General features: G+C 72.6%; 23 protein-coding genes and 1 pseudogene. 21 read left to right on the forward strand and 3 right to left on the reverse strand.

The window, feature by feature from the left end; genetic code table 11:
• Together ACFFCA_RS15450 and ACFFCA_RS15455 are read left to right on the forward strand one after the other, a co-directional pair.
• Positions 1 to 557: pseudogene (locus tag ACFFCA_RS15450) on the forward strand (hypothetical protein); the annotation flags it as partial.
• Positions 558 to 604: 47 nt separating this feature from the next.
• Positions 605 to 2,584, forward strand: coding sequence for a primosomal protein N' (locus ACFFCA_RS15455; RefSeq protein WP_375486342.1), 1,980 nt, complete (start codon positions 605 to 607; stop codon positions 2,582 to 2,584).
• Between the two features lie 9 nt (positions 2,585 to 2,593).
• Here ACFFCA_RS15455 and ACFFCA_RS15460 read toward each other — a convergent pair whose 3' ends face one another.
• A complete protein-coding gene (locus ACFFCA_RS15460) occupies positions 2,594 to 4,393 on the reverse strand; it encodes an MFS transporter (protein ID WP_375486344.1) in 1,800 nt (599 codons plus the stop codon).
• A 121-nt stretch (positions 4,394 to 4,514) separates the two neighbouring features.
• Here ACFFCA_RS15460 and def point away from each other — a divergent pair, with 121 nt between their 5' ends.
• The 16 genes from def to acs all read left to right on the forward strand — a co-directional run bounded on the left by def (position 4,515) and on the right by acs (position 18,851).
• A complete protein-coding gene (def, locus tag ACFFCA_RS15465) occupies positions 4,515 to 5,060 on the forward strand; it encodes a peptide deformylase (RefSeq protein WP_375486346.1) in 546 nt (181 codons plus the stop codon).
• 10 nt (positions 5,061 to 5,070) lie between these two features.
• Positions 5,071 to 6,000: a methionyl-tRNA formyltransferase gene (locus ACFFCA_RS15470; protein WP_375486348.1), complete on the forward strand. Its 930-nt coding sequence runs from the start codon at positions 5,071 to 5,073 to the stop codon at positions 5,998 to 6,000.
• Positions 5,993 to 7,480, forward strand: a complete 1,488-nt coding sequence (locus tag ACFFCA_RS15475) for an RsmB/NOP family class I SAM-dependent RNA methyltransferase (RefSeq protein WP_375486350.1) — start codon at positions 5,993 to 5,995, stop codon at positions 7,478 to 7,480. Before ACFFCA_RS15470 ends, ACFFCA_RS15475 begins: the two co-directional genes overlap by 8 nt.
• Before the next feature lie 293 nt (positions 7,481 to 7,773).
• Positions 7,774 to 8,430: a ribulose-phosphate 3-epimerase gene (gene rpe, locus ACFFCA_RS15480; protein ID WP_375486400.1), complete on the forward strand. Its 657-nt coding sequence runs from the start codon at positions 7,774 to 7,776 to the stop codon at positions 8,428 to 8,430.
• Positions 8,431 to 8,556: 126 nt separating this feature from the next.
• The gene (gene ribD, locus ACFFCA_RS15485; RefSeq protein ID WP_375486352.1) at positions 8,557 to 9,627 is read left to right on the forward strand and encodes a bifunctional diaminohydroxyphosphoribosylaminopyrimidine deaminase/5-amino-6-(5-phosphoribosylamino)uracil reductase RibD; all 1,071 of its coding nucleotides are present in this window, start codon (positions 8,557 to 8,559) and stop codon (positions 9,625 to 9,627) included.
• Between the two features lie 3 nt (positions 9,628 to 9,630).
• Positions 9,631 to 10,239 carry a riboflavin synthase gene (locus tag ACFFCA_RS15490; RefSeq protein ID WP_375486354.1) on the forward strand — a complete coding sequence of 203 codons (609 nt, stop codon included), beginning with the start codon at positions 9,631 to 9,633 and terminating at the stop codon, positions 10,237 to 10,239.
• Positions 10,236 to 11,495, forward strand: a complete 1,260-nt coding sequence (locus ACFFCA_RS15495; protein ID WP_375486356.1) for a bifunctional 3,4-dihydroxy-2-butanone-4-phosphate synthase/GTP cyclohydrolase II — start codon at positions 10,236 to 10,238, stop codon at positions 11,493 to 11,495. The genes ACFFCA_RS15490 and ACFFCA_RS15495 overlap by 4 nt, the downstream gene beginning before the upstream one ends.
• Positions 11,496 to 11,498: 3 nt before the next feature.
• The gene (gene ribH, locus ACFFCA_RS15500) at positions 11,499 to 11,981 is read left to right on the forward strand and encodes a 6,7-dimethyl-8-ribityllumazine synthase (protein WP_375486358.1); all 483 of its coding nucleotides are present in this window, start codon (positions 11,499 to 11,501) and stop codon (positions 11,979 to 11,981) included.
• Positions 11,982 to 12,120: 139 nt separating this feature from the next.
• Entirely contained in the window at positions 12,121 to 12,564 is a 444-nt protein-coding gene (locus ACFFCA_RS15505; RefSeq protein ID WP_375486360.1) for a universal stress protein, read from the forward strand.
• A gap of 5 nt (positions 12,565 to 12,569) precedes the next feature.
• The gene (locus tag ACFFCA_RS15510; protein ID WP_375486362.1) at positions 12,570 to 13,601 is read left to right on the forward strand and encodes an adenylate/guanylate cyclase domain-containing protein; all 1,032 of its coding nucleotides are present in this window, start codon (positions 12,570 to 12,572) and stop codon (positions 13,599 to 13,601) included.
• 26 nt (positions 13,602 to 13,627) lie between these two features.
• A complete protein-coding gene (locus ACFFCA_RS15515) occupies positions 13,628 to 13,891 on the forward strand; it encodes a phosphoribosyl-ATP diphosphatase (RefSeq protein ID WP_375486364.1) in 264 nt (87 codons plus the stop codon).
• A gap of 39 nt (positions 13,892 to 13,930) precedes the next feature.
• Positions 13,931 to 14,776, forward strand: coding sequence for an ATP phosphoribosyltransferase (gene hisG / locus ACFFCA_RS15520; protein ID WP_375486366.1), 846 nt, complete (start codon positions 13,931 to 13,933; stop codon positions 14,774 to 14,776).
• 32 nt (positions 14,777 to 14,808) lie between these two features.
• The gene (locus tag ACFFCA_RS15525; protein ID WP_375486368.1) at positions 14,809 to 15,243 is read left to right on the forward strand and encodes a PH domain-containing protein; all 435 of its coding nucleotides are present in this window, start codon (positions 14,809 to 14,811) and stop codon (positions 15,241 to 15,243) included.
• A gap of 5 nt (positions 15,244 to 15,248) precedes the next feature.
• The gene (locus tag ACFFCA_RS15530; protein WP_375486370.1) at positions 15,249 to 16,127 is read left to right on the forward strand and encodes a hypothetical protein; all 879 of its coding nucleotides are present in this window, start codon (positions 15,249 to 15,251) and stop codon (positions 16,125 to 16,127) included.
• Between the two features lie 93 nt (positions 16,128 to 16,220).
• Positions 16,221 to 16,871 (forward strand): acetate uptake transporter, encoded by a 651-nt coding sequence (locus ACFFCA_RS15535; protein ID WP_375486372.1) that lies wholly within the window; start codon positions 16,221 to 16,223, stop codon positions 16,869 to 16,871.
• Positions 16,872 to 16,880: 9 nt separating this feature from the next.
• The gene (gene acs / locus ACFFCA_RS15540; RefSeq protein WP_375486373.1) at positions 16,881 to 18,851 is read left to right on the forward strand and encodes an acetate--CoA ligase; all 1,971 of its coding nucleotides are present in this window, start codon (positions 16,881 to 16,883) and stop codon (positions 18,849 to 18,851) included.
• Here the strand turns inward: acs and ACFFCA_RS15545 are convergent, their stop codons facing one another.
• Together ACFFCA_RS15545 and ACFFCA_RS15550 are read right to left on the reverse strand one after the other, a co-directional pair.
• Positions 18,852 to 19,676 carry a DUF72 domain-containing protein gene (locus ACFFCA_RS15545; protein WP_375486375.1) on the reverse strand — a complete coding sequence of 275 codons (825 nt, stop codon included), beginning with the start codon at positions 19,674 to 19,676 and terminating at the stop codon, positions 18,852 to 18,854.
• A 9-nt stretch (positions 19,677 to 19,685) separates the two neighbouring features.
• Positions 19,686 to 20,309, reverse strand: a complete 624-nt coding sequence (locus tag ACFFCA_RS15550; protein ID WP_375486377.1) for a GNAT family N-acetyltransferase — start codon at positions 20,307 to 20,309, stop codon at positions 19,686 to 19,688.
• Positions 20,310 to 20,375: 66 nt separating this feature from the next.
• On the opposite strand from ACFFCA_RS15550, the gene ACFFCA_RS15555 reads away from it, so the two are divergent.
• From ACFFCA_RS15555 to ACFFCA_RS15565, 3 genes are all read left to right on the forward strand, one after another.
• Positions 20,376 to 20,567: a DUF3046 domain-containing protein gene (locus ACFFCA_RS15555; protein ID WP_375486379.1), complete on the forward strand. Its 192-nt coding sequence runs from the start codon at positions 20,376 to 20,378 to the stop codon at positions 20,565 to 20,567.
• A gap of 246 nt (positions 20,568 to 20,813) precedes the next feature.
• Positions 20,814 to 21,866 (forward strand): recombinase RecA, encoded by a 1,053-nt coding sequence (gene recA / locus ACFFCA_RS15560; RefSeq protein ID WP_375486381.1) that lies wholly within the window; start codon positions 20,814 to 20,816, stop codon positions 21,864 to 21,866.
• An 83-nt stretch (positions 21,867 to 21,949) separates the two neighbouring features.
• Positions 21,950 to 22,423: a regulatory protein RecX gene (locus ACFFCA_RS15565; protein WP_375486402.1), complete on the forward strand. Its 474-nt coding sequence runs from the start codon at positions 21,950 to 21,952 to the stop codon at positions 22,421 to 22,423.
• Positions 22,424 to 22,564 lie beyond the last annotated feature (141 nt).

Consider the following 22,564-nt stretch of genomic DNA (forward strand, 5'->3'; position numbering starts at 1 on the left):
CGTACCAGCAAGGTCCGTACCAGCAAGGTCCGTACCAGCAAGGTCCGTACCAGCAAGGTCCGTACCAGCAGGCCGGCTATCCGGGTCACGGGGCCGTGCCCGGGGTCGGACGGGTTCGGTACGCGCCGGGCGTCGGTCTCCTGATCGGCCTGATCGGCCTGGTCGCGGTGGCCCTGAGCCTGTTCGCGCTGTCCTGGGTCAAGGGCAACAAGGGCGGGTTCACCGACCTGAGCTCGGCCGTCCGCAAGGCCGGCGGCGAACACCTGAACGCCGCGTTCTACCTGTACGCGGCATGGGGCGGTTACGTCCTGTTCGGTGTCGTGCTGGTGCTCGGTCTGCTCGCGCTCCTGCCCGTTCCGCCGTCGGCAGCGGGCAACACCTTCGCCCGGATCGGTGCGGCCGTCGCGGCCGGCGTCGCCGCGGTCCTGCACATCTGGACGATGCACAAGCTCGCCACCGGCGACACCGTGCTGCACGTCGGCGCGTGGTTGGGACTGCTCGGCTACCTCGCGGTGCTGGTGGCGACGATCGTGGGGGCACGCAGGGTGCTGCGCTGAGGTCGGCACCGCGGAAACCGTCGCCGACCGCTGATAGGAACCTTCTTATGACCACCCGCCGACCTGCTGCGCGCCCGGCGGCCGCGCCGACGGCCGGCCGGGAGCCCGCCGAGCGCGACCCGGTCGCCCGGCTGCACGTCGACGTCCCCCTGCCCCATCTCGACCGCCTCTTCGACTACCTGGTGCCCGCTACGCTCGACGCCGAGGTCACGGCCGGTTCCCGGGTGCGGGTGCGCTTCGCCGGCCGCCTGGTCGACGCGTTCGTCCTCGAGCGGGTCGCCCGCACCGAGCACGAGGGGACGCTGGCCTTCGTCGAGCGGGCTGTCGGCACCGAGCCGGTGCTCACTGCCGAGACCACCGCGCTGTTCCGCGCCGTCGCCGAACGGTGGGCGGGCAACGTCGTCGACGTCGTCCGCCTCGGGGTGCCGTCGCGGCACGCCCGTGCCGAGACGTCGACGCCCAAGCCACCGGGGGCCTTGCCCGAGCTCGCCACCGACCTGTCGGGGTACCGGGCCGGGCCGTCGTTCCACGCCGCGGTCGCCGAGGGTCGGGCGGCACGCGCGGTGTGGACGATGCGGCCGGGCGACGACTGGCCGGCCCGGCTGGCCGAGGCCGCCCGCGTGGCCCATGACGCCGGTCGCGGCGCCGTCCTCGTCGTCCCCGACGCGCGGGACCTCGCCCGGGTCGACGCCGCGCTCACCGCCGCGCTGGGCACCGGGCGGCACGTGGCGCTGTCGGCCGATCTCGGCCCGGCCGAGCGCTACCGGCGCTGGCTGGCCCTGCGCCGCGGCGTGGTGCGCGTCGCGGTCGGCACCCGGGCCGCGGCGTATGCGCCGGTCGCCGACGTGGGCCTGCTCGCCATCTGGGACGACGGCGACGACCTGCACGCCGAGCCGCGGGCGCCCTACCCGCACGCCCGGGACGTGCTGGTGCTGCGCTCGGCGCTCACCGGGTCGGCCCTGGTCCTGGCCGCGCACGCGCGCACCGCCGAGGCCCAGCAGCTGCTGGAGAACGGGTGGGCGCACGAGATCGTCGCCGAGCGGGGCGTGCTGCGTGCCTCGGCGCCGCGGGTACGCGCCGTGGCCGACGACGTCGAGCTCGCCCGCGATCCTGCGGCGGCCGCCGCCCGGCTCCCGACCCTGGCGTGGCGCACGACGCGGGAGTCCCTGGCCGCGGGTCACGCCGTGCTGGTCCAGGTGCCGCGCGGGGGGTACGTCCCGTCGCTGGCGTGTGCCCGCGACCGCACCCCGGCGCGCTGCCCGGTGTGCTCGGGTCCGCTGGCGGCGGCCTCGGAACGCTCGGCCCCGGTGTGCCGGTGGTGCGCCCGTGCGGCGCCGGGCTGGACGTGTCCCACGTGCGGCGGCCAGCGGCTGCGCGCCACCGTCGTCGGCTCGGCCCGTACCGCCGAGGAGCTCGGCCGGGCGTTCCCGGGCGTCCCGATCCGGTCGTCGGGGGGCGACCACGTACTCGCCGACGTCGGCGACGAGGCCGCGGTCGTGGTGGCCACGCCGGGCGCGGAGCCGGTTTGCGGCGGGGGGTACGGCGCGGCCCTGCTGCTCGACGGGTGGGCGCTGCTGTCGCGCCCCGACCTGCGCGCGGGGGAGGAGACGCTGCGTCGGTGGGCGAACGCGGCCGCGCTGGTGCGGCCGGGCGCGCCGGTGATCGTGGGCGCCGACGCCGGGGTCCCTGCGGTTCAGGCCCTGGTGCGCTGGGACCCGGGCGGCTTCGCCGCACGCGAGCTGTCCGAACGCGCCGAGCTGGACTTCCCTCCTGTGTCCCGCATGGCGTCGGTGACCGGGCCGGCCGCGGCGTTGTCCGAGCTGACGAGCGCCCTGCACGCGCCTGAAGGCCTGCAGACCATCGGCCCGGTGCCGGTCGGGCACGACGGGCAACGCCTGTTGCTCCGGGTGCCGCGGGCCGCCGGTGCCGACCTGGCGCACGCGCTCAAGACGGCGGCGGCGGGTCGTTCGGCCCGCCGCTCCGCCGACCCGGTGCGCATCCAGCTCGATCCGCTCGAGCTGCTCTGACGCGCCGGATCAGCCCGGCCGGGCCGTCTTCTCCAACCGGCCGGACACCGCGTCGTCGTACGCGACCTCCTCGGCGGGGACGGCCGGGCTGGCCAGCGCATCGCCCTCGCGGGCCAGGGCCTCGAGCGGGGTGTCGTGATGGGCCGAGCCGTCGGCGTCGGTGTGCACGAACTTCTCACCGCGCATCAGCGACGCACCCGCGGCGATCAGCAACATGACGATGGACGCGGTGAACGCGATCGTCAGCCCGTGCATGAACGGCCCCGAGATCAGGCCGGGGAAGAAGTGCCCGTCGTAGATCTTGGCGCCGACCGCGGGGGAGGCGTGCGGGACGAGTTCCTTGATCGGGTTGCCCCCGAGGAACGCGGCGAACAGGATCCCGACCGGCGAGGCGTGCGAGGCCTGGGTCGCGGTCGCGTTGTCGACGCCCGCGCCCGTCAGCCCGCCCTGCAGAGCCGCCGGCAGCCGCGATGCGAGGCCGACGGCCATCAGCGTGAAGAACCCGCCGAGCGAGATGACCATGCCCGCGTTCATGCCGGTGGCCCGGATGCCCGAAGCGGCGCCGCGTGAGGTCGACGGCACCGCGTTCATGATCGCGGCCGAGTTCGGTGCGGCCATCAGGCCCATCCCGATGCCGTTGAACGCCAGCAGGACGGCGAACAGCACGTAGTTGAAGTTCGCGGGCAGCAGGATCAGTCCGCCGAAGGTGCAAGCGGTGAGCAGCAGCCCGCCGGTGGCGAAGGCCCGCGCACCGAACCGGTCGGAGACCGCGCCGGAGGCCGGGCCCGCGACCAGGAAGCCGAGGGTCAGCGGCAGCATGTAGATACCGGCCCACAGCGGGGTGTCGGCGAAGTCGTAGCCGTGCAGCGGCAGCCAGATGCCCTGCAGCCAGATGATGAGCATGAACTGCAGGCCGCCGCGTGACATCGCCGCGAGCAGGTTCACGGCCTGGCCGGCGCTGAACGCCCGGATGCGGAACAGCCGCATGTCGATCATCGGGTCGCTGACCTTGGTCTCGATGATCACGAAGGCGACGAGCAGGACCACGCCGCCGATCAGGCCGGCCAGCACCTTCGGCGACGTCCAGCCCATCGGATGCCCGCCGTAGGGCTGCAGGCCGTAGGTGACGGCGACGAGCGCCGAGATCAGCCCGACGCCGAAGGTCAGGTTGCCCCACCAATCGATCGTGACGCGCTTCGAGCGGTCGCGAACCGGGTCGTGCAGCGTGCGGTAACCCATCCAGGTGCCCCAGGCCCCGATCGGGACGCTGACCCAGAAGACCGCGCGCCAGTCCCACTCGGAGAGGATGCCGCCGATGATCAGGCCGAAGAACGAGCCGGCGATCGCGGCGACCTGGTTGACGCCCAGCGCGAACCCGCGGCGTTCGGCCGGGAACGCGTCGGTGATGATCGCCGTCGAGTTGGCCATGACCATCGCGCCGCCCACGCCCTGGATGATGCGCAGGATGATGATCTCGAGCGCCCCGGTGCCGCCGGAGTTCGGGACCAGCGCGCAGCCGATCGACCCGATCGTGAAGATCAGGAACCCCAGGTTGAAGATCTTGGCCCGGCCGTACTGGTCGCCCAGGCGACCGAAGGTCACCACCAGCACCGCGGTGACGAGCATGAAGCCCATCAGCATCCACAGCAGGTAGGAGATGTTCGACGGAGCGAGCGGGTCCAGGCCGAGCCCACGGAAGATCGCCGGCAGCGAGATCAGCAGGATCGAGGAGTTCAGGGTCGCGGCCAGGATGCCGACGGTCGTGACCGACAGCGCGATGCGGCGCGCATGGGTGTCAGAGGTGGGCACAGAAGTCCTTTCGTTCGTTAGCCATCCTAACTAGTTCACAGACCGGACGACCCCACGGGGGCCGACTAGACTGGCCGGTTGTGAGCGACGGCACCCACGACGACCTCCTCGGCACCCGGGCATGACGGTCCAGCCCATCCGGCTGTTCGGGGACCCGGTGCTGCGCACGCCGGCCGACGTCGTCACTGATTTCGACAAGCAGCTGCGGACGCTCGTCGCCGACCTCGAGGCCACCATGCTCGACGCGCCCGGTGCGGGCCTGGCTGCGCCGCAGATCGGCGTCGGCCTACGGGTGTTCGTCTATCACGTGGCCGGCGAGGGCGAGGGTCACCTCGTCAATCCCGTCCTGCACTTCCCGACCGACGAGGAGCAGGACGGCCCCGAGGGCTGCCTGTCCATCCCCGGTCTGCAGTTCGACTGCACGCGACGCGAGCACGTCGTTGCGCACGGCCAGAACATGTACGGCGACCCGATCACCATCGAGGGCGCGGCCACCCTGTCGAGAGCCATCCAGCACGAGACCGACCACCTCGACGGCGTGCTGTTCGTCGACCGTCTCGACGCCGAGACCCGGCGCGCGGCCATGAAGGCCATTCGTGAGGCGGAATGGAACGGCGAGCCCGTCCCCACGGTCAAGGTCAGCCCGCACGCCGGTCGCCTCGGGTGACGCGCCGATCATGAGACTGGCCCTCGCCGGCACCCCGTCCGCGGCGGTGCCGACCCTGCGCGCGCTGCTCGACGCGCCCGCGCACGACGTCGTCGCCGTGATCACCCGGCCGCCGGCCCGTGCCGGGCGCGGTCGGCAGGTGGCGGAGTCACCAGTCGCCACGCTCGCCCGCGAGGCCGGCGTCCCGGTCCTGACCCCGGCCAAGCCGTCCGAGCCGGCCTTCCTCGACCAGCTCCGCGAGCTCGCCGTCGACTGCTGTCCCGTGGTGGCCTACGGGGCGCTGCTGCCACCGAGCGCGCTCGCCGTGCCCCGGCTGGGGTGGGTCAACCTGCACTTCTCGCTGCTGCCGGCGTGGCGCGGTGCCGCGCCCGTGCAGCATGCCGTCCTGCACGGCGACGACGTCACCGGCGCCTCGACGTTCCTCATCGAGCAGGGCCTGGACACCGGCCCGGTGTACGGGGTGGTCACCGAGACCATCCGCGCCACCGACACCAGTGGCGACCTGCTCGAGCGGCTCGCGGTCAGCGGCGCCGGGCTGATGGTGGCCACGATGGACGGCCTGTCCGACGGCAGCCTGGTCGGCGTGCCGCAGTCGCCCGACGGCGTCTCGCTCGCCCCCAAGATCAACGTGTCGGACGCCGAGGTCGACTGGACGTCGCCCGGCCGCCACGTCGACCGGCTCGTGCGGGCCTGCACGCCGGCTCCGGGCGCGTGGACGACGTTCCGGGGCGAGCGGCTCAAGCTCGGCCCGGTCACCCTGCGCGGGGGCAACGACCTCGAACCGGGGGAACTGCGGGTGGAACGCGGGAGCGTCTCGGTCGGCACGGCCAGCCTGGACGTCGGTCTGGGTCTGGTGCAGCCGCCGGGGAAGCGGCCGATGCCGGCGGCGGACTGGGCGCGCGGCGCCCGCCCGAACCCGGGGGAGCGACTCGGTGCCTGACGCACGCCCCGGCGGAACCGGCGGAACCGGCGCAACTGGCGGAACTGGCGGCCGCGGCGGACCGGGTGGCCGCCGGCCGGCCCGCCGTACCTCGGGTCGACCGCCGGGCGGTCCGGCCGGTGGTCGGGCGCGCCGCCCGGCCCAGGTCGACCCCGCCCGGTCCGTCGCCTACCAGCTGCTGCGCGCCGTGGACGAGCACGACGCCTACGCCAACCTGGTGCTGCCCCGCCTCATCGCCGACGCGGGTCTCGACGGCCGCGACGCGGCGTTCGCCACCGAGCTCGGCTACGGCACGGTCCGCGCCGCGGGCACGCTCGACGAGGTGGTCGGGCGCTGTCTCGACCGCCCGCTGAAGGATCTCCAGGCCGGCGTGCGCGACCTGCTGCGCCTCGGCGCCTACCAGGCGCTGCGGACCCGCATCCCCGCACACGCCGCCGTGGCCACCACCGTCGACCTCGCGCACACCAGCGGGCACGGGCGCGCGGCCGGGCTTGTCAACGCCGTGCTGCGCAACGTGACGGCCCAGGACTGGACGGGGTGGACGGACACGCTGGCGCAGGGGCGCAGCCCCCTCGGCGCGCTGGCGGTCCGCACCGGGCACCCCGAGTGGATCGCCGACGCGTTCGCGCTGGCTCTCGGCGAACAGGTCGACGGGCCGCTGGAGGACACCGCACGCGCCCTCGCCGCCGACGACGAGCGCCCGCTCACCCACCTCGTCGCGTGGCCCGGGGCGGCGACGGTCGACGAGCTGCTGGCCGCGTTGCCCGCCGCCGAGCCCGGTCCCTACTCGCCGTACGCCGTCCGGATGTCCGGCGGCGACCCCGGTGACCTGCCGGCGGTCCGCGACCGTCGGGTCGGCATCCAGGACGAGGGCAGCCAGCTGTGCGCGCTCGCCCTGGCGGTCGCGCCGCTGGATCCACCCGTCGACGGCCGCGGCGAGCGCTGGCTCGACCTGTGCGCCGGCCCGGGCGGCAAGGCCGCGTTGCTGGCCGCCCTCGCCGCCGAGCGCGGTGCCGTGCTCACCGCCAACGAGCTGCGCCCGCACCGCGCCGAGCTGGTCCGCCGGGTGACCGCGCGGTGGGACGTGCCGGTCGAGGTCGGCGACGCCCGCGACCTGCCACGTCCCGAGGGCGGCTACGACCGCGTGCTGCTGGACGCGCCGTGCACCGGGCTCGGCGCGCTGCGCCGCCGGCCGGAGAGCCGCTGGCGGCGCGACCCCGACAACGTCGCCGAGCTGGCGGCGCTGCAGCGCGAGCTGCTCGCCGCGGCGTTGCGGCTGACCCGTCCCGGTGGGGTGGTCGCGTACGTGACCTGTTCGCCGCACCCCGCCGAGACGGCCGCGGTCGTCGCGGGGCACGAGCTGGTCGACGCCCGGCCCGCCTTCCCCGGCGTCGACGGCCTCGGTGACGGCCCGACCGTGCAGCTGTGGCCGCACCGCCACGGCACCGACGCCATGTTCTGCGCGCTGATCCGCCGGTGACCGCGGACACCGATCCCACCCGTCATCGCGTCGAGTGAACGCCGATCCCACCTGTCATCGCGTCGAGTGAACGCCGATCCCACTTGTCATCACGTCGAGTGGTGGGGGGGGGGGGGGGGGCGTGGGCGTCGGGGGTGTCCCCCCCCGCCCCCCGCCCCCCCCCCCCCCCCCCCCCCCCCCCCCCCCCCCCCACCACTCGATGGAGGGGTCCGGGTTCCCGCCGCGACCGCTACGGGGGAAGACTCCCCGCTCCCTAGACTCGGGCTGTGACCTCCAGCGGATCGCCCGAACCCATGATCGCGCCGAGCATCCTGTCCGCGGACTTCGCGAACCTGGCCGCCGCCGCCGACGCGGTGGCCGGCAGCGACTGGCTGCACGTCGACGTCATGGACAACCACTTCGTCCCGAACCTGACCCTCGGGCCGCCGGTCGTGAAGAGCCTCAAGGCCGCCACGGACCTGCCGTTGGACTGCCACCTCATGATCGACGACCCGGACCGCTGGGCCCCCGGGTACGCCGAGCTCGGCGCCGCCAACGTCACGTTCCACGTCGAGGCCGCCACCGACCCGGTGCAGACCGCCCGCGCCATCCGCCGGGCCGGTGCGCTGGCCGGGCTGTCGGTCAAGCCGGGTACCCCGATCGAGCCGTACCTGGAGATCCTGCGCGAGTTCGACACCCTGCTCGTCATGACCGTCGAGCCCGGCTTCGGCGGCCAGGAGTTCATGGCCGAGGTCCTGCCCAAGGTGCGCACGGCGCGCGAGCAGGTCCGGTCCGGTCACCTGCGACTGTTCCTCGAGGTCGACGGCGGCATCGCCCAGGACACCATCGAGGCAGCCGCCGAGGCGGGCGCCGACGTGTTCGTGGCGGGCTCGGCCGTCTTCGGCGCCGACGACCCGGGCCGCGCGGTCGAGGCGCTGCGCGCCCAGGCCCGCGGCGCCATGACCGCATGAGCGACGCTTGCAGAGCGAACCGACAGCATGGCGTCTCCGCATGCCCGAACGGAGTGAGGGCATGAGCGACGCTTGCGGAGCGAACAGACAGCATGGCGTCTCCGCATGCCCGAACGGAGTGAGGGCATGAGCGACGTCGACCCCACGGGTGCCACCGAGGCCGAAGAGGCGGCCATGCACCGAGCGCTGGCGCTGGCCGAGACCGTGCGCGGCACCACGAGCCCGAACCCCGCCGTCGGCGCCGTCATCCTCGCGGCCGACGGCAGCCTGGCCGGGGAGGGCGCCACCGCGCCGGCCGGCGGCCCGCACGCCGAGGTGCAGGCCCTGCGTGCGGCGGGTCCGGCGGCGCGGGGCGGCACGGCCGTCGTCACCCTCGAGCCCTGCGCGCACACCGGCCGCACCGGCCCCTGCACGGAGGCGCTGCTGGCCGCCGGCGTCGAGCGGGTCGTCTACGCCGTCGACGACCCGAACCCCGAGGCAGCCGGAGGCGCCGAGCGGCTGCGCGAGAGCGGGGTCGACGTCGTCGCGGGCGTCGAGGCGCACGCTGCCGCGTCCGGGGCGTTGCGGCCCTGGTTGCACGCGGTCCGGGCCGGGCGGCCCTTCGTCACCTGGAAGTACGCGGCCACGCTGGACGGCCGGGTCGCGGCCGCCGACCTCACCTCGCAGTGGATCACCGGGGTGACGGCGCGCGCCGACGTGCACCGCCTGCGGGCCGAGGTCGACGCCGTCCTGGTCGGCAGCGGCACGGTGCTGGCCGACGACCCGCAGCTCACGGTGCGCGACGACGACCGGCTCGGCCCGCGCCAGCCACTGCGTGTCGTCCTCGACCGGCGGCACCGGGTGCCCGACGACGCGCGGGTGCTCGACGACAGTGCCGAGACCCTCGTCCTGGACACCGCCGCCCCGCAGTTCGCGCTCAAGGCGCTGCACGACCGCGGCGTACGCCACGTGCTGCTCGAGGGGGGCCCGACGCTGGCCGGCGCGTTCGTCGAAGCGCACTGTGTGGACGAGGTGGTGGCCTACCTGGCGCCCACCCTGCTCGGCGCCGGCCCGAACGCCCTCGGCGACGCGGGCATCGGAACACTGGCCGACGCCGCACTGTTGGACGTGGAGTCGGTCAGCCGGCTGGGTGACGATGTGAAGATCGTGGCCCGCCCCCGCTGGGCGGACGAAACCACGACGACAGAGGACGGATAAGGCATGTTCACCGGCATCATCGAAGAGGTCGGCGAGGTCACGGACATCGCGCCTCGCGGCGACTCGGCCGTGCTCACCGTGCGTGCCGCCGGGATCGTGGACGACCTCGTGCACGGCGCCTCGATCGCCGTCAACGGGGTGTGCCTCACCGTCGTCGGGTGGGACGTGGCCGCCGAGGGCGGCAAGGTCACCCTCGACTTCGACGTCATGGGCGAGACCCTCGCCCGTTCCGTCATCGGCACCCTGGCGGTCGGCGATCCGGTGAACCTCGAGCGTGCCGTCCGTGCCGACGCCCGCCTCGACGGACACGTCGTCCAGGGCCATGTGGACGGCACCGGCACCGTGATCTCGCGCACACCCGGCAACGCCTGGGAGTCCGTCCGCTTCGGCCTGCCGGCCGAGCTGGCCCGCTTCGTGGCCGAGAAGGGGTCCGTGGCGGTGGACGGTGTGTCGCTGACCGTCAGCGCCGTCGGCCCCGACTGGTTCGAGGTCGGGCTCATCCCGGAGACGCTGCGCGCGACGACCCTGGGTGGCCGGGAGGCCGGTTCTGCTGTCAATCTGGAGGTCGACGTGCTCGCCAAGTACGTCGCGCGACTGATGGAGACCTCATGACCGCCACCCTGCGCCTCGACACGGTCGAGCGCGCCATCGCCGACATCAAGTCGGGCAAGGCCGTCGTCGTCATCGACGACGAGGACCGCGAGAACGAGGGCGACCTCATCTTCGCCGCCGAGCTGGCCACCCCCGAGCTGATCGCGTTCATGGTCCGTTACACCTCCGGCTACATCTGCGTGCCGATCACCGAGGCCGACGCCGACCGTCTCGACCTCCCGCCGATGTTCCACACCAACCAGGACCGCCGCGGCACCGCGTACACGGTCACCGTGGACGCACGCGAGGGCGTCGACACCGGCATCTCGGCCACCGACCGCAGCCACACCATCCGGCTGCTGGCCGACCCCGACTCCAACGCTGCGGACTTCTCGCGTCCGGGACACGTCGTCCCGCTGCGGGCCAAGGCCGGCGGTGTGCTGCGGCGCCCCGGGCACACCGAGGCCGCGGTCGACCTCGCGATGCTCGCCGGCCTGCACCCGGCCGGCGTGCTGTGCGAGGTGGTCAGCGAGAAGGACCCCGCGGGGATGGCGCGCAGCGAGGAGTTGCGCGTGTTCGCCGACGAGCACGACCTGGCCATGATCTCCATCGCCGAGCTGATCGCCTACCGCCGGCGCTTCGAGAAGCTCGTCGAGCGAGTCGCGTCGGCCCGCGTACCGCTGCGTTTCGGCGAGTTCACCGCGGTCGGTTACTCCTCGAGCTACGACGACCGCGAGCACGTCGCCTTCGTCTACGGCGACATCGGCGACGGTGAGGACGTCCTGGTGCGGGTGCACTCCGAATGCCTGACCGGCGACGTGTTCGGCTCGCTGCGCTGCGACTGCGGCCCGCAGCTCGACGCCGCGCTCGCCGCCGTGGCCCGGGAGGGGCGCGGCATCGTGCTCTACATCCGCGGCCACGAGGGCCGGGGCATCGGCCTGCTGCACAAACTGCAGGCGTATCAACTGCAGGACGCCGGCGCCGACACCCTCGACGCCAACATCGAGCTGGGCCTGCCCGCGGACGCGCGCGACTACGGCACCGGCGCGCAGATCCTCGTCGACCTCGGCGTGCGCTCCATGCGGCTGCTGACCAACAACCCCGCCAAGCGGGCCGGGCTCGAGGGGTACGGGCTCACCGTCGTCGGCCGGGTGCCGCTGCCCGTGCACGCCAACCCCGAGAACCTGCGCTACCTCGAGACCAAGCGCGACCGGATGGGTCACGACCCGGACTTCATCATCGAGGAGCAGCCCGACCTCTTCGTCGAGGAGCAGTAGGCGGTGGCCGGTCACGGCGCGCCCACGCTGGCGGTCGAGGGCGCGGGACAGCTGTCCGTCGTCGTCCTCGCGAGCCGCTGGCACGACACGGTCATGGGCGGTCTGCTCGACGGCGCGCGCCGGGCCCTCACCGAGTCCGGTGTCACCGACGCCACGGAGCTGCGCGTACCCGGCGTGTTCGAGCTGCCCGTCGCGGCGTCGCGGGTCGCGACCCGTGGGGGCGTCGACGCCGTCGTCGCGCTCGGCGTCGTCATCCGCGGTGGGACGCCGCACTTCGACTACGTCTGCCTGGCCGCGACCAACGGGCTCACCGCGGTCGCCGAGCGCACCGGCGTTCCCGTCGGCTTCGGCGTGCTGACGTGCGACACCGAGCAGCAGGCGCTCGACCGCGCCGGCCTGCCGGGCTCGGTCGAGGACAAGGGCCACGAGGCGGTCACCGCGGCCCTGGCCACCGCCCTCACCCTCGCGGACTGGCCCCGCCCCTGACGCGTCCGGCCCGTCGTGCTCCGGCCCGGCGTCCCCGGCACGACAGGCGGCGGCCCGCCGGTCTGGATAGGGTCGCACCCGGGCCGCCCCGCCCGCTGCCACGCGCCCGCGTGGACCACCGCGTGTGAAGGAGGAGCAGATGAGCGCCTACCGCACCGTCGTCGTCGGCACCGACGGGTCCGACACCTCGTTCGCCGCCGTCGAACGCGCGGCGTCGCTGGCCGCCGACAGCGACGCCACCCTCGTCATCGCCTGCGCCTACCTACCCGACAAGGTCGACACCGCGGCGCAGGACCAGCTCGGCGAGGACGCCTACCAGGTGGTGGGCTCGGCGCCCGCCGACGACACCGTCAGCCGGGCCCGCGACCGTGCGGTCGCCGCCGGCGCCACCAAGGTCGAGCTGCGCTCGGTCGAGGGCAAGCCCGCCGCCACGCTGGCCAAGGTCGTGTCGGACACCGACGCCGACCTGCTCGTCGTCGGCAACGTCGGCCTCAACACGCTGGCGGGGCGCATCCTCGGCTCGGTCCCGCTCGACGTCGCCCGGCACGCCCGCACCGACGTGCTGATCGTGCACACCACCTGAACGCCGTGGCCGAGAACACCGACCACTCGACGGACGAGCCGCCGGCGCCCGATCTGTCGGAGCTGCTCGACGCGGTCGAGGAGAACCTCCTCGGCGGGCCGCGGGAGTACACGCGCCTGCAGATCGCCGACGAGTCCGGCATGCCGCTCGACGAGGTCCGGGCGCTGTGGCGGGCCATGGGCTTCGCGGTCGCCGACGACGACGACCGGGCGTTCACCCGGGCCGACATCGAGGCGCTGGGCAACGTACGAGCGCTGCAGTCGATCGGCGACATCGACGACGAGCTGATGCGGGCGATGACACGCATCATCGGCCAGACCTTCGCGCGGCTGGCCTCGTGGCAGGGCCAGGTCGTGATGGAGCTCGTGGAACGGCAACCGGAGCTGATCGAGGGCAGCGAGGGCATCACCGGGCTCATCGACGAGATCACGCCCGTCGTCAGCGAGCTGCACAACTACGTCTGGCGCCGCCAGCTCGCCGCCTACTTCTCCCGCACCGCGTCCAACGCCGGAGCCGGCAGCCAGAAGAGCTCGCGGCGCGGCATCGGGTTCGTGGACATGGCGGGGTTCACGACGTTCACCCGCCAGTCGTCCGAGGCCGAGCTGCGTCACGTGCTGACCGCGTTCGAGACGCTGGCGAACGAGGTCGTGTCCGAGCACCGCGGGCAGATCGTCAAGACCATCGGCGACGAGATCCTCTACGTGGCCGAGACGCCGGCCGACACCGCGTCGGCGGCCCTGGACCTCGTCGAGCGAGCCGCGGACGACGACAGCCTGCCGGCGCTGCGGGCCGGGGTGGCCTTCGGTGAGGTCGTCGGCAGGATGGGTGACGTCTACGGGCAGACCGTGAACATCGCCAGCCGGCTGACCTCGGTGGCGCGCCCGGACTCGGTGCTCATCGACGAGGGACTCTACGAGGCGCTCGCCGACGACGACGGGTTCGTCCTGCGCCCGATGCGGCCGGTGTCCGTGCGCGGGTACCGGCACCTGCGTCCGTGGCGCCTGAGACGTGCCGCTGACGCGCACGGGTCCGGCTGAGCGCCGCCGGTAGGCTCGGAGGCGCGATGAAGACCTTCGACCAGCTGTTCGCCGAGCTCACCGACCGCCAGCGTGATCGCCCGGCCGGTTCGGGCACCGTCGTCGCCCTCGACGCGGGCGTCCACGAGCAGGGCAAGAAGGTCGTCGAGGAAGCCGCCGAGGTGTGGATGGCGGCCGAGCACGAATCAGGGGAGCGGACGGCCGAGGAGATCAGCCAGCTGCTCTACCGCATCCAGGTCATCATGCTCGGCAAGGGCATCGGGCTCGATGACGTCTACCGACATCTGTAGGCGCGCCGACTCCCGTCCACCGCTTCCGAGGTAGGTCCCATGCTCCGCATCGCCGTTCCGAACAAAGGCTCGCTGGCCGAGCCGGCCAGCCAGATGCTCGTCGAGGCCGGCTACCGCCAGCGCACCGATTCCCGCGAGCTCGTCCTCAGCGACACCGACAACGACACCGAGTTCTTCTTCCTGCGCCCCCGCGACATCGCGCTGTACGTCGGCAGCGGGCAGCTCGACGTCGGAATCACCGGCGAGGACCTGCTGCTGGACTCCGGCGCGAAGGCCGAGGCCGTGCTGGCGCTGGGCTTCGCCCACTCCACCTTCCGCTTCGCGACGCTGCCCGGCGCGGCTGGTTCCGTGGCGGATCTCGGCGGAAAGCGCATCGCCACCGCCTACCCCGGGGTGCTGCAGGCCTACCTGTCCGAGCACGGCATCGAGGCGGAGGTGATCCGGCTCGACGGCGCGGTGGAGACGGCGGTGCCGCTGGGCGTCGCCGACGCCATCGCGGACGTCGTGTCGACCGGCACCACGCTGCGCAACGCCGGGTTGGAGATATTCGGCGAGCCCCTGCTGACCAGCCAGGCCATCCTCATCAAGCGGCACGACGTCGAGCAGCCGCAGCGCATCGAGCAGCTGGTACGGCGGTTGCAGGGCGTGATCATCGCCCGGCAGTACGTGCTGATGGACTACGACATCGCCGCCGACCTCGTCCCGCAGGCCGTGGCCGTCACCCCCGGCATCGAGTCGCCGACCGTCTCGCCGTTGCACGAGCAGGGGTGGTGCGCGGTGCGCTCGATGGTGCCCAAGCGCGACACCAACGCGGTCATGGACGAGCTGTACCACCTGGGTGCGCGCGGCATCCTCGTCACCGCGATCGCGGCGTGCCGGCTGTGACTGGCTCCACGCCCGATCCTGTGCCGGAGGCGATGAGCGCCCGGCCGATCCGCACGGCGCGCATCGCCAACATCAGCGCGGCCGTCGCCCTCGTCGTCTTCGTCGTGGCCGCCCTGCTGCAGCGACGGGACAACGCCGGCGCCTACTTCGGCCACACCGACCAGATCTTCACCGTCGTGATCGGCCTGGTCGTCGCGGGAGGTCTGCGCCTGCCGGCCCGCCCACGCATGACGGCCGACCTGCACGGCGTCCGTACCCGCGGGTATCTCGGCAACTGGCGCAGCATCCCGTGGGCTGCGGTGGTGGCCGTCGAGTTCCCGAGCAACGTCCGGTTCGCACGGCTGCGGCTGCCCGGTGAAGAGACGCTCGCCGTCTACGCCATCCAACGCATGGACCGTGAGTACGCGGTCGCGGCGATGCGCGACCTGCGCGCGCTGTTCGCAGCCAGCCGCGCCGACGCCGGCTGACCGTCGTGGGCGCCCTGGCCGACCTCCTGCGCGCGCTGCGTGATCTCCACCCGCCCGACTGGCGCCTGGACACCCTGCTCGGCGAGGCCGCCCGTCGCGGCTGGCGCTCGGGCGTGGAGGTCGACGACGGCGAGACGGTGCGCCATCTCGAGGTCGCCGGGATCCGGGGCGTGCTGCGCGAGGAGACCGACGAGCAGGCACGAGCCCAGGGTGTCGAGGTCGCCGCGCTGCGGTTCACCGAGCTCGACGGGCGACTCCAGGACGCCGTCGACCTGCTCGGTGCTCCGCCCTCGGTGGTCGACGGCCCGACCCTGCGCTGGTACGCCGACACCGTGCGCGTCGAGGTGTCCGGCCATCCGCTGACGGTGCGGCTCGAGCCGATGCCGTGGGTCGAGGACGAGGAGAACCGGGCCTTCGAGTGGGGCGGACTCGACAGCGCCCCCTACCGGTGGCGCGCGGTGCGCGGCGAACTGCTCCCGGACCGGGTGTACCTCAGCGGTGCCCAGGTCGCAGACGACATCGGCGCGGTGCTGGGCGAGCTCCCGTGGCTGTTCCGCGACCTGCAGCGCGCGGCCGTGACGGTCCCGACGCTGCTGGGTGAACCGACGTGGATCATCGCCCGGGTCGCCGACCCGTCGGCGTTCGTCCAGGGGTACTTCTCGTCGTCGGTCAGTGCGGTCGAACGGCGGTCGGACGGCGACTGTGCCAGCGAGGACTCGTTCGCTCCCACGATGCAGGGCGCCGACCGGGTCAGCAGCATCGTGCGCTCGACGCTGGAGACATGGCGCGTCACCGATCCCGGGGAGTTGACCCTGACCGCCTTCGCCCGGGGGTCGGACTACTGGTTCAACGTTCTCGGCCTCGGGGTGCCCGTCCAACCCTGACCGCATGTCGCCCTTGCCACCTGTCCGATTTGCGTGCACCGTCAGGCCAACGCCGGAGGACGTGCCCACCGGTGACGTGAACGAGGAGCTGCCATGCCTGCGCACCAGAACGACCCCACCGCTTCCCGCACTGCGCCGGCGGCCGCCGGTTTCGGCGCGCACATCGCCGACCCCGGCCCGTTGGGCCTCGCCGGCTTCGCCGGCACCACGCTGTTCCTGTCGGCGGTCAACGCCGGCCTGCTGCCCGAGACCGTCGAGGCGGGCGTCTTCGGGCTCGCGATCTTCTACGGCGGCATCGCGCAGCTGCTCGCCGGGTTGTGGGAGTTCACGAAGGGCAACACCTTCGGTGCCACGGCGTTCGTCTCCTTCGGCGCCTTCTGGCTGTCGTTCTGGTACCTCGTCACGCACGGGGTTCCGGCCCTGGTCGCCGCCAAGGCCTCGCCCACCGACATCAACCATGCGGTCGGCACGTTCCTCCTCGTGTGGACGATCTTCACCGCGTACATGTTCATCGCCTCCCTGCGGACGACGGCCGCCATCGCCGCGGTGTTCCTCGCCCTGACGTTGACGTTCCTGTTCCTGTGCATCGGTGCCTACGGCGCGACGACCGGCATGACCAAGACGGGCGGTTACCTCGGCCTGGTGACCGCGGCGCTGGCGTTCTACGGCTCCTTCGCCGTCGTCACCAACTCCACCTTCCGCAAGACCGTGCTGCCCGTGGTGCCGCTCGTCGGACGAAGCTGAGTTCGGGACATGAGCGAGACACTGTCCAACCTGGCCCACGAGGATCGCCGCTTCGCCCCGTCCCCGGAGTTCGCGGCCGCCGCGAACGTGAAGGCCGACGCCTACGAGCGAGCCGACGCCGACCGGCTGGCCTTCTGGGCCGAGACCGCCGAGCGGCTGTCGTGGGACCGGCACTGGGACGAGGTGCTGGACTGGTCCGAGGCCCCGTTCGCGAAGTGGTTCGTCGGCGGCCGGCTGAACGTGGCCTACAACTGCGTCGACCGCCACGTCGCCGACGGCCACGGTGACCAGGTCGCGATCCGGTGGGAGGGCGAACCGGACGGCGACACCCGCACGGTCACCTACGCCGAGCTCCTGGACGAGGTGTGCCGCGCGGCGAACACGCTGGTCGACCTCGGCGTGCAGACCGGCGACCGGGTGGCCATCTACATGCCGATGATCCCCGAGACGGTCGTGGCCATGCTGGCATGCGCGCGCCTCGGCGCCCCGCACACCGTCGTGTTCGGCGGCTTCTCCTCCTCAGCACTGTCCGACCGGATCATCGACTGCGACGCGCGCGTCGTCGTCACGGCCGACGGCGGGTACCGCCGCGGGGCCGCGTCGGGGCTGAAGACCGTGGTCGACGAGGCCCTGGAGAAGTGCCCTGACGTGCGCTCGGTCCTGGTGGTCCGGCGCACGGGCCAGGACGTCGAGTGGCACGACGGGCGTGACGTGTGGTGGCACGAGAGCGTGACGACGGCGTCCGCCGAGCACGAGTGCGAGTTCCTCGACGCCGAGCACCCGCTGTTCGTCATGTACACCTCCGGCACCACCGGCAAGCCGAAGGGCATCCTGCACACCTCGGGCGGGTACTTGGCGCAGGCGGCGTGGACCCACCACGAGGTGTTCGACCTCAAACCCGACACCGACGTGTACTGGTGCGGCGCGGACATCGGCTGGATCACCGGCCACTCCTACATCGTGTACGGGCCGCTGGCCAACCGCGCGACCTCGTTCATGTACGAGGGCACCCCCAACACCCCGGACGAGCACCGGTGGTTCCAGATGATCGAGAAGTACCGGATCACGCTGCTCTACACCGCACCCACCACCATCCGCACGTTCATGAAGTGGGGCGAGGACATTCCGGCCGCCCACGACCTGTCGTCGTTGCGGCTGCTCGGCTCGGTCGGTGAACCGATCAACCCCGAGGCGTGGGTCTGGTACCGCAAGAACCTGGGCGGTGACCGCGTGCCGGTCGTCGACACGTGGTGGCAGACCGAGACCGGCGCCATGATGATCAGCCCGCTGCCCGGGGTCACGGAGACCAAGCCGGGTTCGGCGACCAAGCCGCTGCCCGGCGTCGGCGCCGAGGTCGTCGACAACGACGGCAACCCGGTCGGCAACGGCAACGGCGGCCTGCTGGTGCTGACCGAGCCGTGGCCGGCGATGGCCCGCGGCATCTGGGGCGACCCGGACCGGTTCCGCGAGACCTATTGGGACAAGTTCTCGGCGCAGGGGTTCTACTTCGCCGGCGACGGGGCCAAGCTCGACGACGACGGAGACCTCTGGCTGCTCGGCCGCGTCGACGACGTCATGAACGTCTCCGGGCACCGCATCTCCACGACCGAGGTCGAGTCGGCGCTGGTGTCGCACCCGTCGGTCGCGGAGGCGGCCGTCGTGGGCGCCATCGACCCCACCACGGGGCAGGGCATCGTCGCCTTCGTCATCCTGCGCGGGCACGTCACCGAGGCGGCCGAGGGCGAGCAGCTGGTCAAGGACCTGCGCAACCACGTGGCCAAGGAGATCGGCGCCATCGCCAAGCCCAGGCAGATCATGGTCGTGCAGGAGTTGCCCAAGACGCGTTCCGGCAAGATCATGCGACGCCTGCTGCGCGACGTCGCCGACCACAAGGAGCTCGGCGACGTCACCACCCTGACCGACTCCAGCGTCATGGACCTCATCGGCGAGAACATGAACAACGCGCCGGCCGAGGACTGATCAGGCCAGGCGCTGCGTCATCGCGAGCGCGTCGAACGGCGCGTGCACCTTGACGTCGTTGTCGAAGTGCACCTGCACGTCGTGCCCGTCGGCCAGCCAGCCACGGATCCGCTGCGCCCACTCGTCCAACGCGGACTCGGTGTAGCCGCTCGTGTACAGCTCGACGTCGCCGTGCAGCCGCACGTAGACCAGGTCGGCGGTCACGTCGAACATCCGCGGCCACCGTCCGGCGGTGTCGGCCACCACCAGGCTGACCGCGTGCTCGCGCAGCAGGTCGACGAAGGCGGGCGTGGCGAACGACGCGTGCCGGACCTCCAGTGCGTGACGCAGCGGCCGGTCGGCGTCGCTGGTCACGAGGGCCCGACCGGTCATCCGGTCGTCGTGGTGACGGGCCAACCACGCCGCTTCGTCGGTGGAGCGGGGGAGCCGGGCGAAGAACGCGGCGAGCCGGGCCGCGTCGAACCCCAGCGTCGGCGGGAGCTGCCACAGCAGCGGGCCGGTCTTGGCCCGGAGCGCCAGCACGCCCGAGGCGAAGAAGTTGGCGAGCGGGACGTCCACGTCGGCGAGCTTCTTCATGTGGGTGACGAAGCGCGGCCCCTTGACGGCGAACGTGAACCCGTCCGGCGTCTCGTCGTGCCACCGGCGGAACGAATCGGGCCGTTGCAGGCTGTAGAACGTGCCGTTGATCTCGACGGTGGACAGCCGGCTGCTCAGGTACTCCAGCTCGCGACGGTGCGGCAGGCCCTTGGGATAGAACACGCCGCGCCACGGCGGGTACAGCCAACCCGACGTCCCGACACGGGCGCGGGCGACCGGCAGCTGCATGGGTGCGGTCTACCCGCGATCGAGCCGGGCCGCCAGCCGGTCCCGCGCGGCGGGCCAGTCGTCGTCGGTCATCGAGTACTGCACCGTGGTCCGCCACGAGCCGTCACGGCGGATCTTGTGCTTGCGCAGCTCGCCCTCACGCAGGGCACCCAGCCCGGCGATCGCCGCCTGCGAGCGCTCGTTGTGGATGTCGGTGTGCCACACCACGCGGGCCGCTCCCAGCGTGTCGAAGGCGTGGGTGAGCAGCAGCAGCTTGGACTCGGTGTTGTGCCCGGTGCGCCACCACTGTCGGCCGAGCCAGGTGTGGCCGATGGCCAGCGACCGGGACGCGGGCGCCACGTCGTAGCAGGACGTGGTGCCGGCGAACCGGCCGCTCGCGACGTCGATCTGCGCGTAGGCCAGGCGCTCGCCGTGCGCGCGGGCGGCCAGTGCCGCGACGATGTCCTTCGTCGCGTCGGCGAGCCCGCGCGGAGCCCCCGTCGTCGAGCCGGGCGTGTTCAGCCAGCGGAAGACGTCCTCGTCGTCCTGCCCGGCGTCGAGGTACCCGGACGCGTGCTCGACGGCGAGCGGTTCCAGCCGGATCCGGCCGCCCTGCAGGACGGGCATCGTGTACCAGGAATCGGGGCCGTCCACCCCGGCATCGTGTCAGGCCCGGCCACCGGTTTCGGTCACCGCCCATGGCTGCCTACTGTGGTCGGCGTGCGGTTGACGGAGTTCTGGCGACGGATGGACGAGCGCTTCGGGGCGGGCTACGCCGCGAGTCTGGCGGCCGACTACCGGTTGCCCGTGCTGGGCGCGACCATCGACGACGCGCTGGCGGCGGGGGTCGAGGCCAAGCAGGTCTGGCAGGCCGTCTGCGCCGAGTTCGAGATGCCGGCCCAGCTGCGCTGACCGGGTAGGCCGCGGGTCGACGGACATTCGGCGCGACACGCGGACGGGATCGTCGCTGTCGAACACGTGTTCGTCTACCGTGTTGGTAGGCGCGGACGTCGTTGTCCACAGCCGGCACGGGAACGACGCGATTCATCCACAGATCCGCGCCGTGCCGCAGTTCTGTCGGTACCCGGCTCTAGCGTCGTCCGCAGCACAGCACACGACCGTCCGACCACTGAACGTCCTGAACTGAGGGGTGCCGCCATGGCAACGAGCTTCGACCGCGACAAGGCGCTCGACGTCGCGCTGGCCCAGATCGACAAGCAGCACGGCAAGGGCGCGGTCATGCGCCTCGGCGACCGGGTGGCCGCGCCCATCGAGGTCATCCCCACCGGGTCGATCGCCCTCGACGTCGCGCTGGGTATCGGCGGGCTCCCACGCGGCCGGGTGGTCGAGATCTACGGCCCCGAGTCCTCGGGCAAGACCACGGTCGCCCTGCACGCGGTGGCCAACGCCCAGGCCGCGGGCGGCGTGGCGGCGTTCATCGACGCCGAGCACGCTCTGGACCCCGACTACGCCCGCGCGCTGGGGGTCGACACCGACTCCCTGCTGGTCAGCCAGCCCGACACCGGTGAGCAGGCCCTCGAGATCATGGACATGCTGATCCGTTCGGGTGCGCTCGACATCATCGTCGTCGACTCGGTGGCCGCCCTGGTGCCCCGCGCCGAGATCGAGGGCGAGATGGGTGACAGCCACGTCGGCCTGCAGGCCCGGCTCATGAGCCAGGCCCTGCGCAAGGTCACCGGTGCCCTGAACAACTCGGGCACCACGGCAATCTTCATCAACCAGCTGCGCGAGAAGATCGGCGTCATGTTCGGCAGCCCGGAGACCACCACCGGTGGCAAGGCCCTGAAGTTCTACGCCTCGGTCCGCCTCGACGTGCGTCGCATCGAGACGCTCAAGGACGGCGGTGACGCGGTCGGCAACCGCACCCGGTGCAAGGTGGTCAAGAACAAGGTGGCTCCGCCGTTCAAGCAGGCCGAGTTCGACATCGTCTACGGCGAGGGCATCAGCCGGGAGGGCTCGCTCATCGACGTCGGTGTCGAGCAGGGCCTGATCAAGAAGTCCGGTGCCTGGTACACCTACGAGTCCGACCAACTCGGCCAGGGCAAGGAGAACGTCCGCAACTTCCTGCGCGACAACCCCGACCTCGCCGACGAGATCGAGAAGCGGATCAAGGAGAAGCTCGGCATCGGCGCTCGCGTCGACGGTGAGGTCGCGGGCATCGAGCCGTTGCCGGCACCGGTCGACTTCTAATCGTGGGTCGGGCACGTCCTGCCACCCCGGCCAGTCCCGAGGACGACCAGGCGCCGGGTGATCCCGAGGCCGTGGCCCGGACCGTGTGTCTCCGGATGCTCGATCAGCGGGCCCGCAGCCGTGTCGAGCTGGCCTCGGCGCTGGTCAAACGGGGCGTCCCCGACGACGCGGCCGGGCGGGTGCTCGACCGGTTCGCCGAGGTGGGGCTGATCGACGACACCGCTCTGGCCAGCACACTGGCCGGCGCGGTGCACCGAGAGCGCGGGTTGGCGCGTCGTGCGGTCGCCGCCAAGCTGCGCCAGCGCGGCCTCGACGACGAGGTGGTCGCCGAGGCGCTGACCGGCATCGACAGCGACGACGAACGCCGCCGGGGCCACGAGCTCGTGGCGCGGCGGCGCCGGGCCCTGTCCGGGCTGCCGATCCCGGTGCAGACCCGCCGGTTGGTCGGCCTGTTGGCACGCAAGGGCTATCCCTCGGGGATGGCCTTCGAGATCGTGCGGACCGAGCTCGCCGACGCCGGCGCCGAGGACCTGGGTGAGGATTCCGGCGGTATCTGACCGGCTCGGGCCCGGGACCGAGGACGCGGCCGCACGGCGGGGCCACTTGCTTTGGTTGCCTCACGTTCATAATGTCGTGGACACCAGGAGTAACGCCCGAACACATACAGCCCGCTGGACAGCCTGTCCGGCGAGCACCGG

Origin of the sequence: uncultured Jatrophihabitans sp., assembly GCF_964252635.1 — a bacterium.
In the GTDB taxonomy this organism is placed as follows: Bacteria; Actinomycetota; Actinomycetes; order Mycobacteriales; family Jatrophihabitantaceae; genus Jatrophihabitans.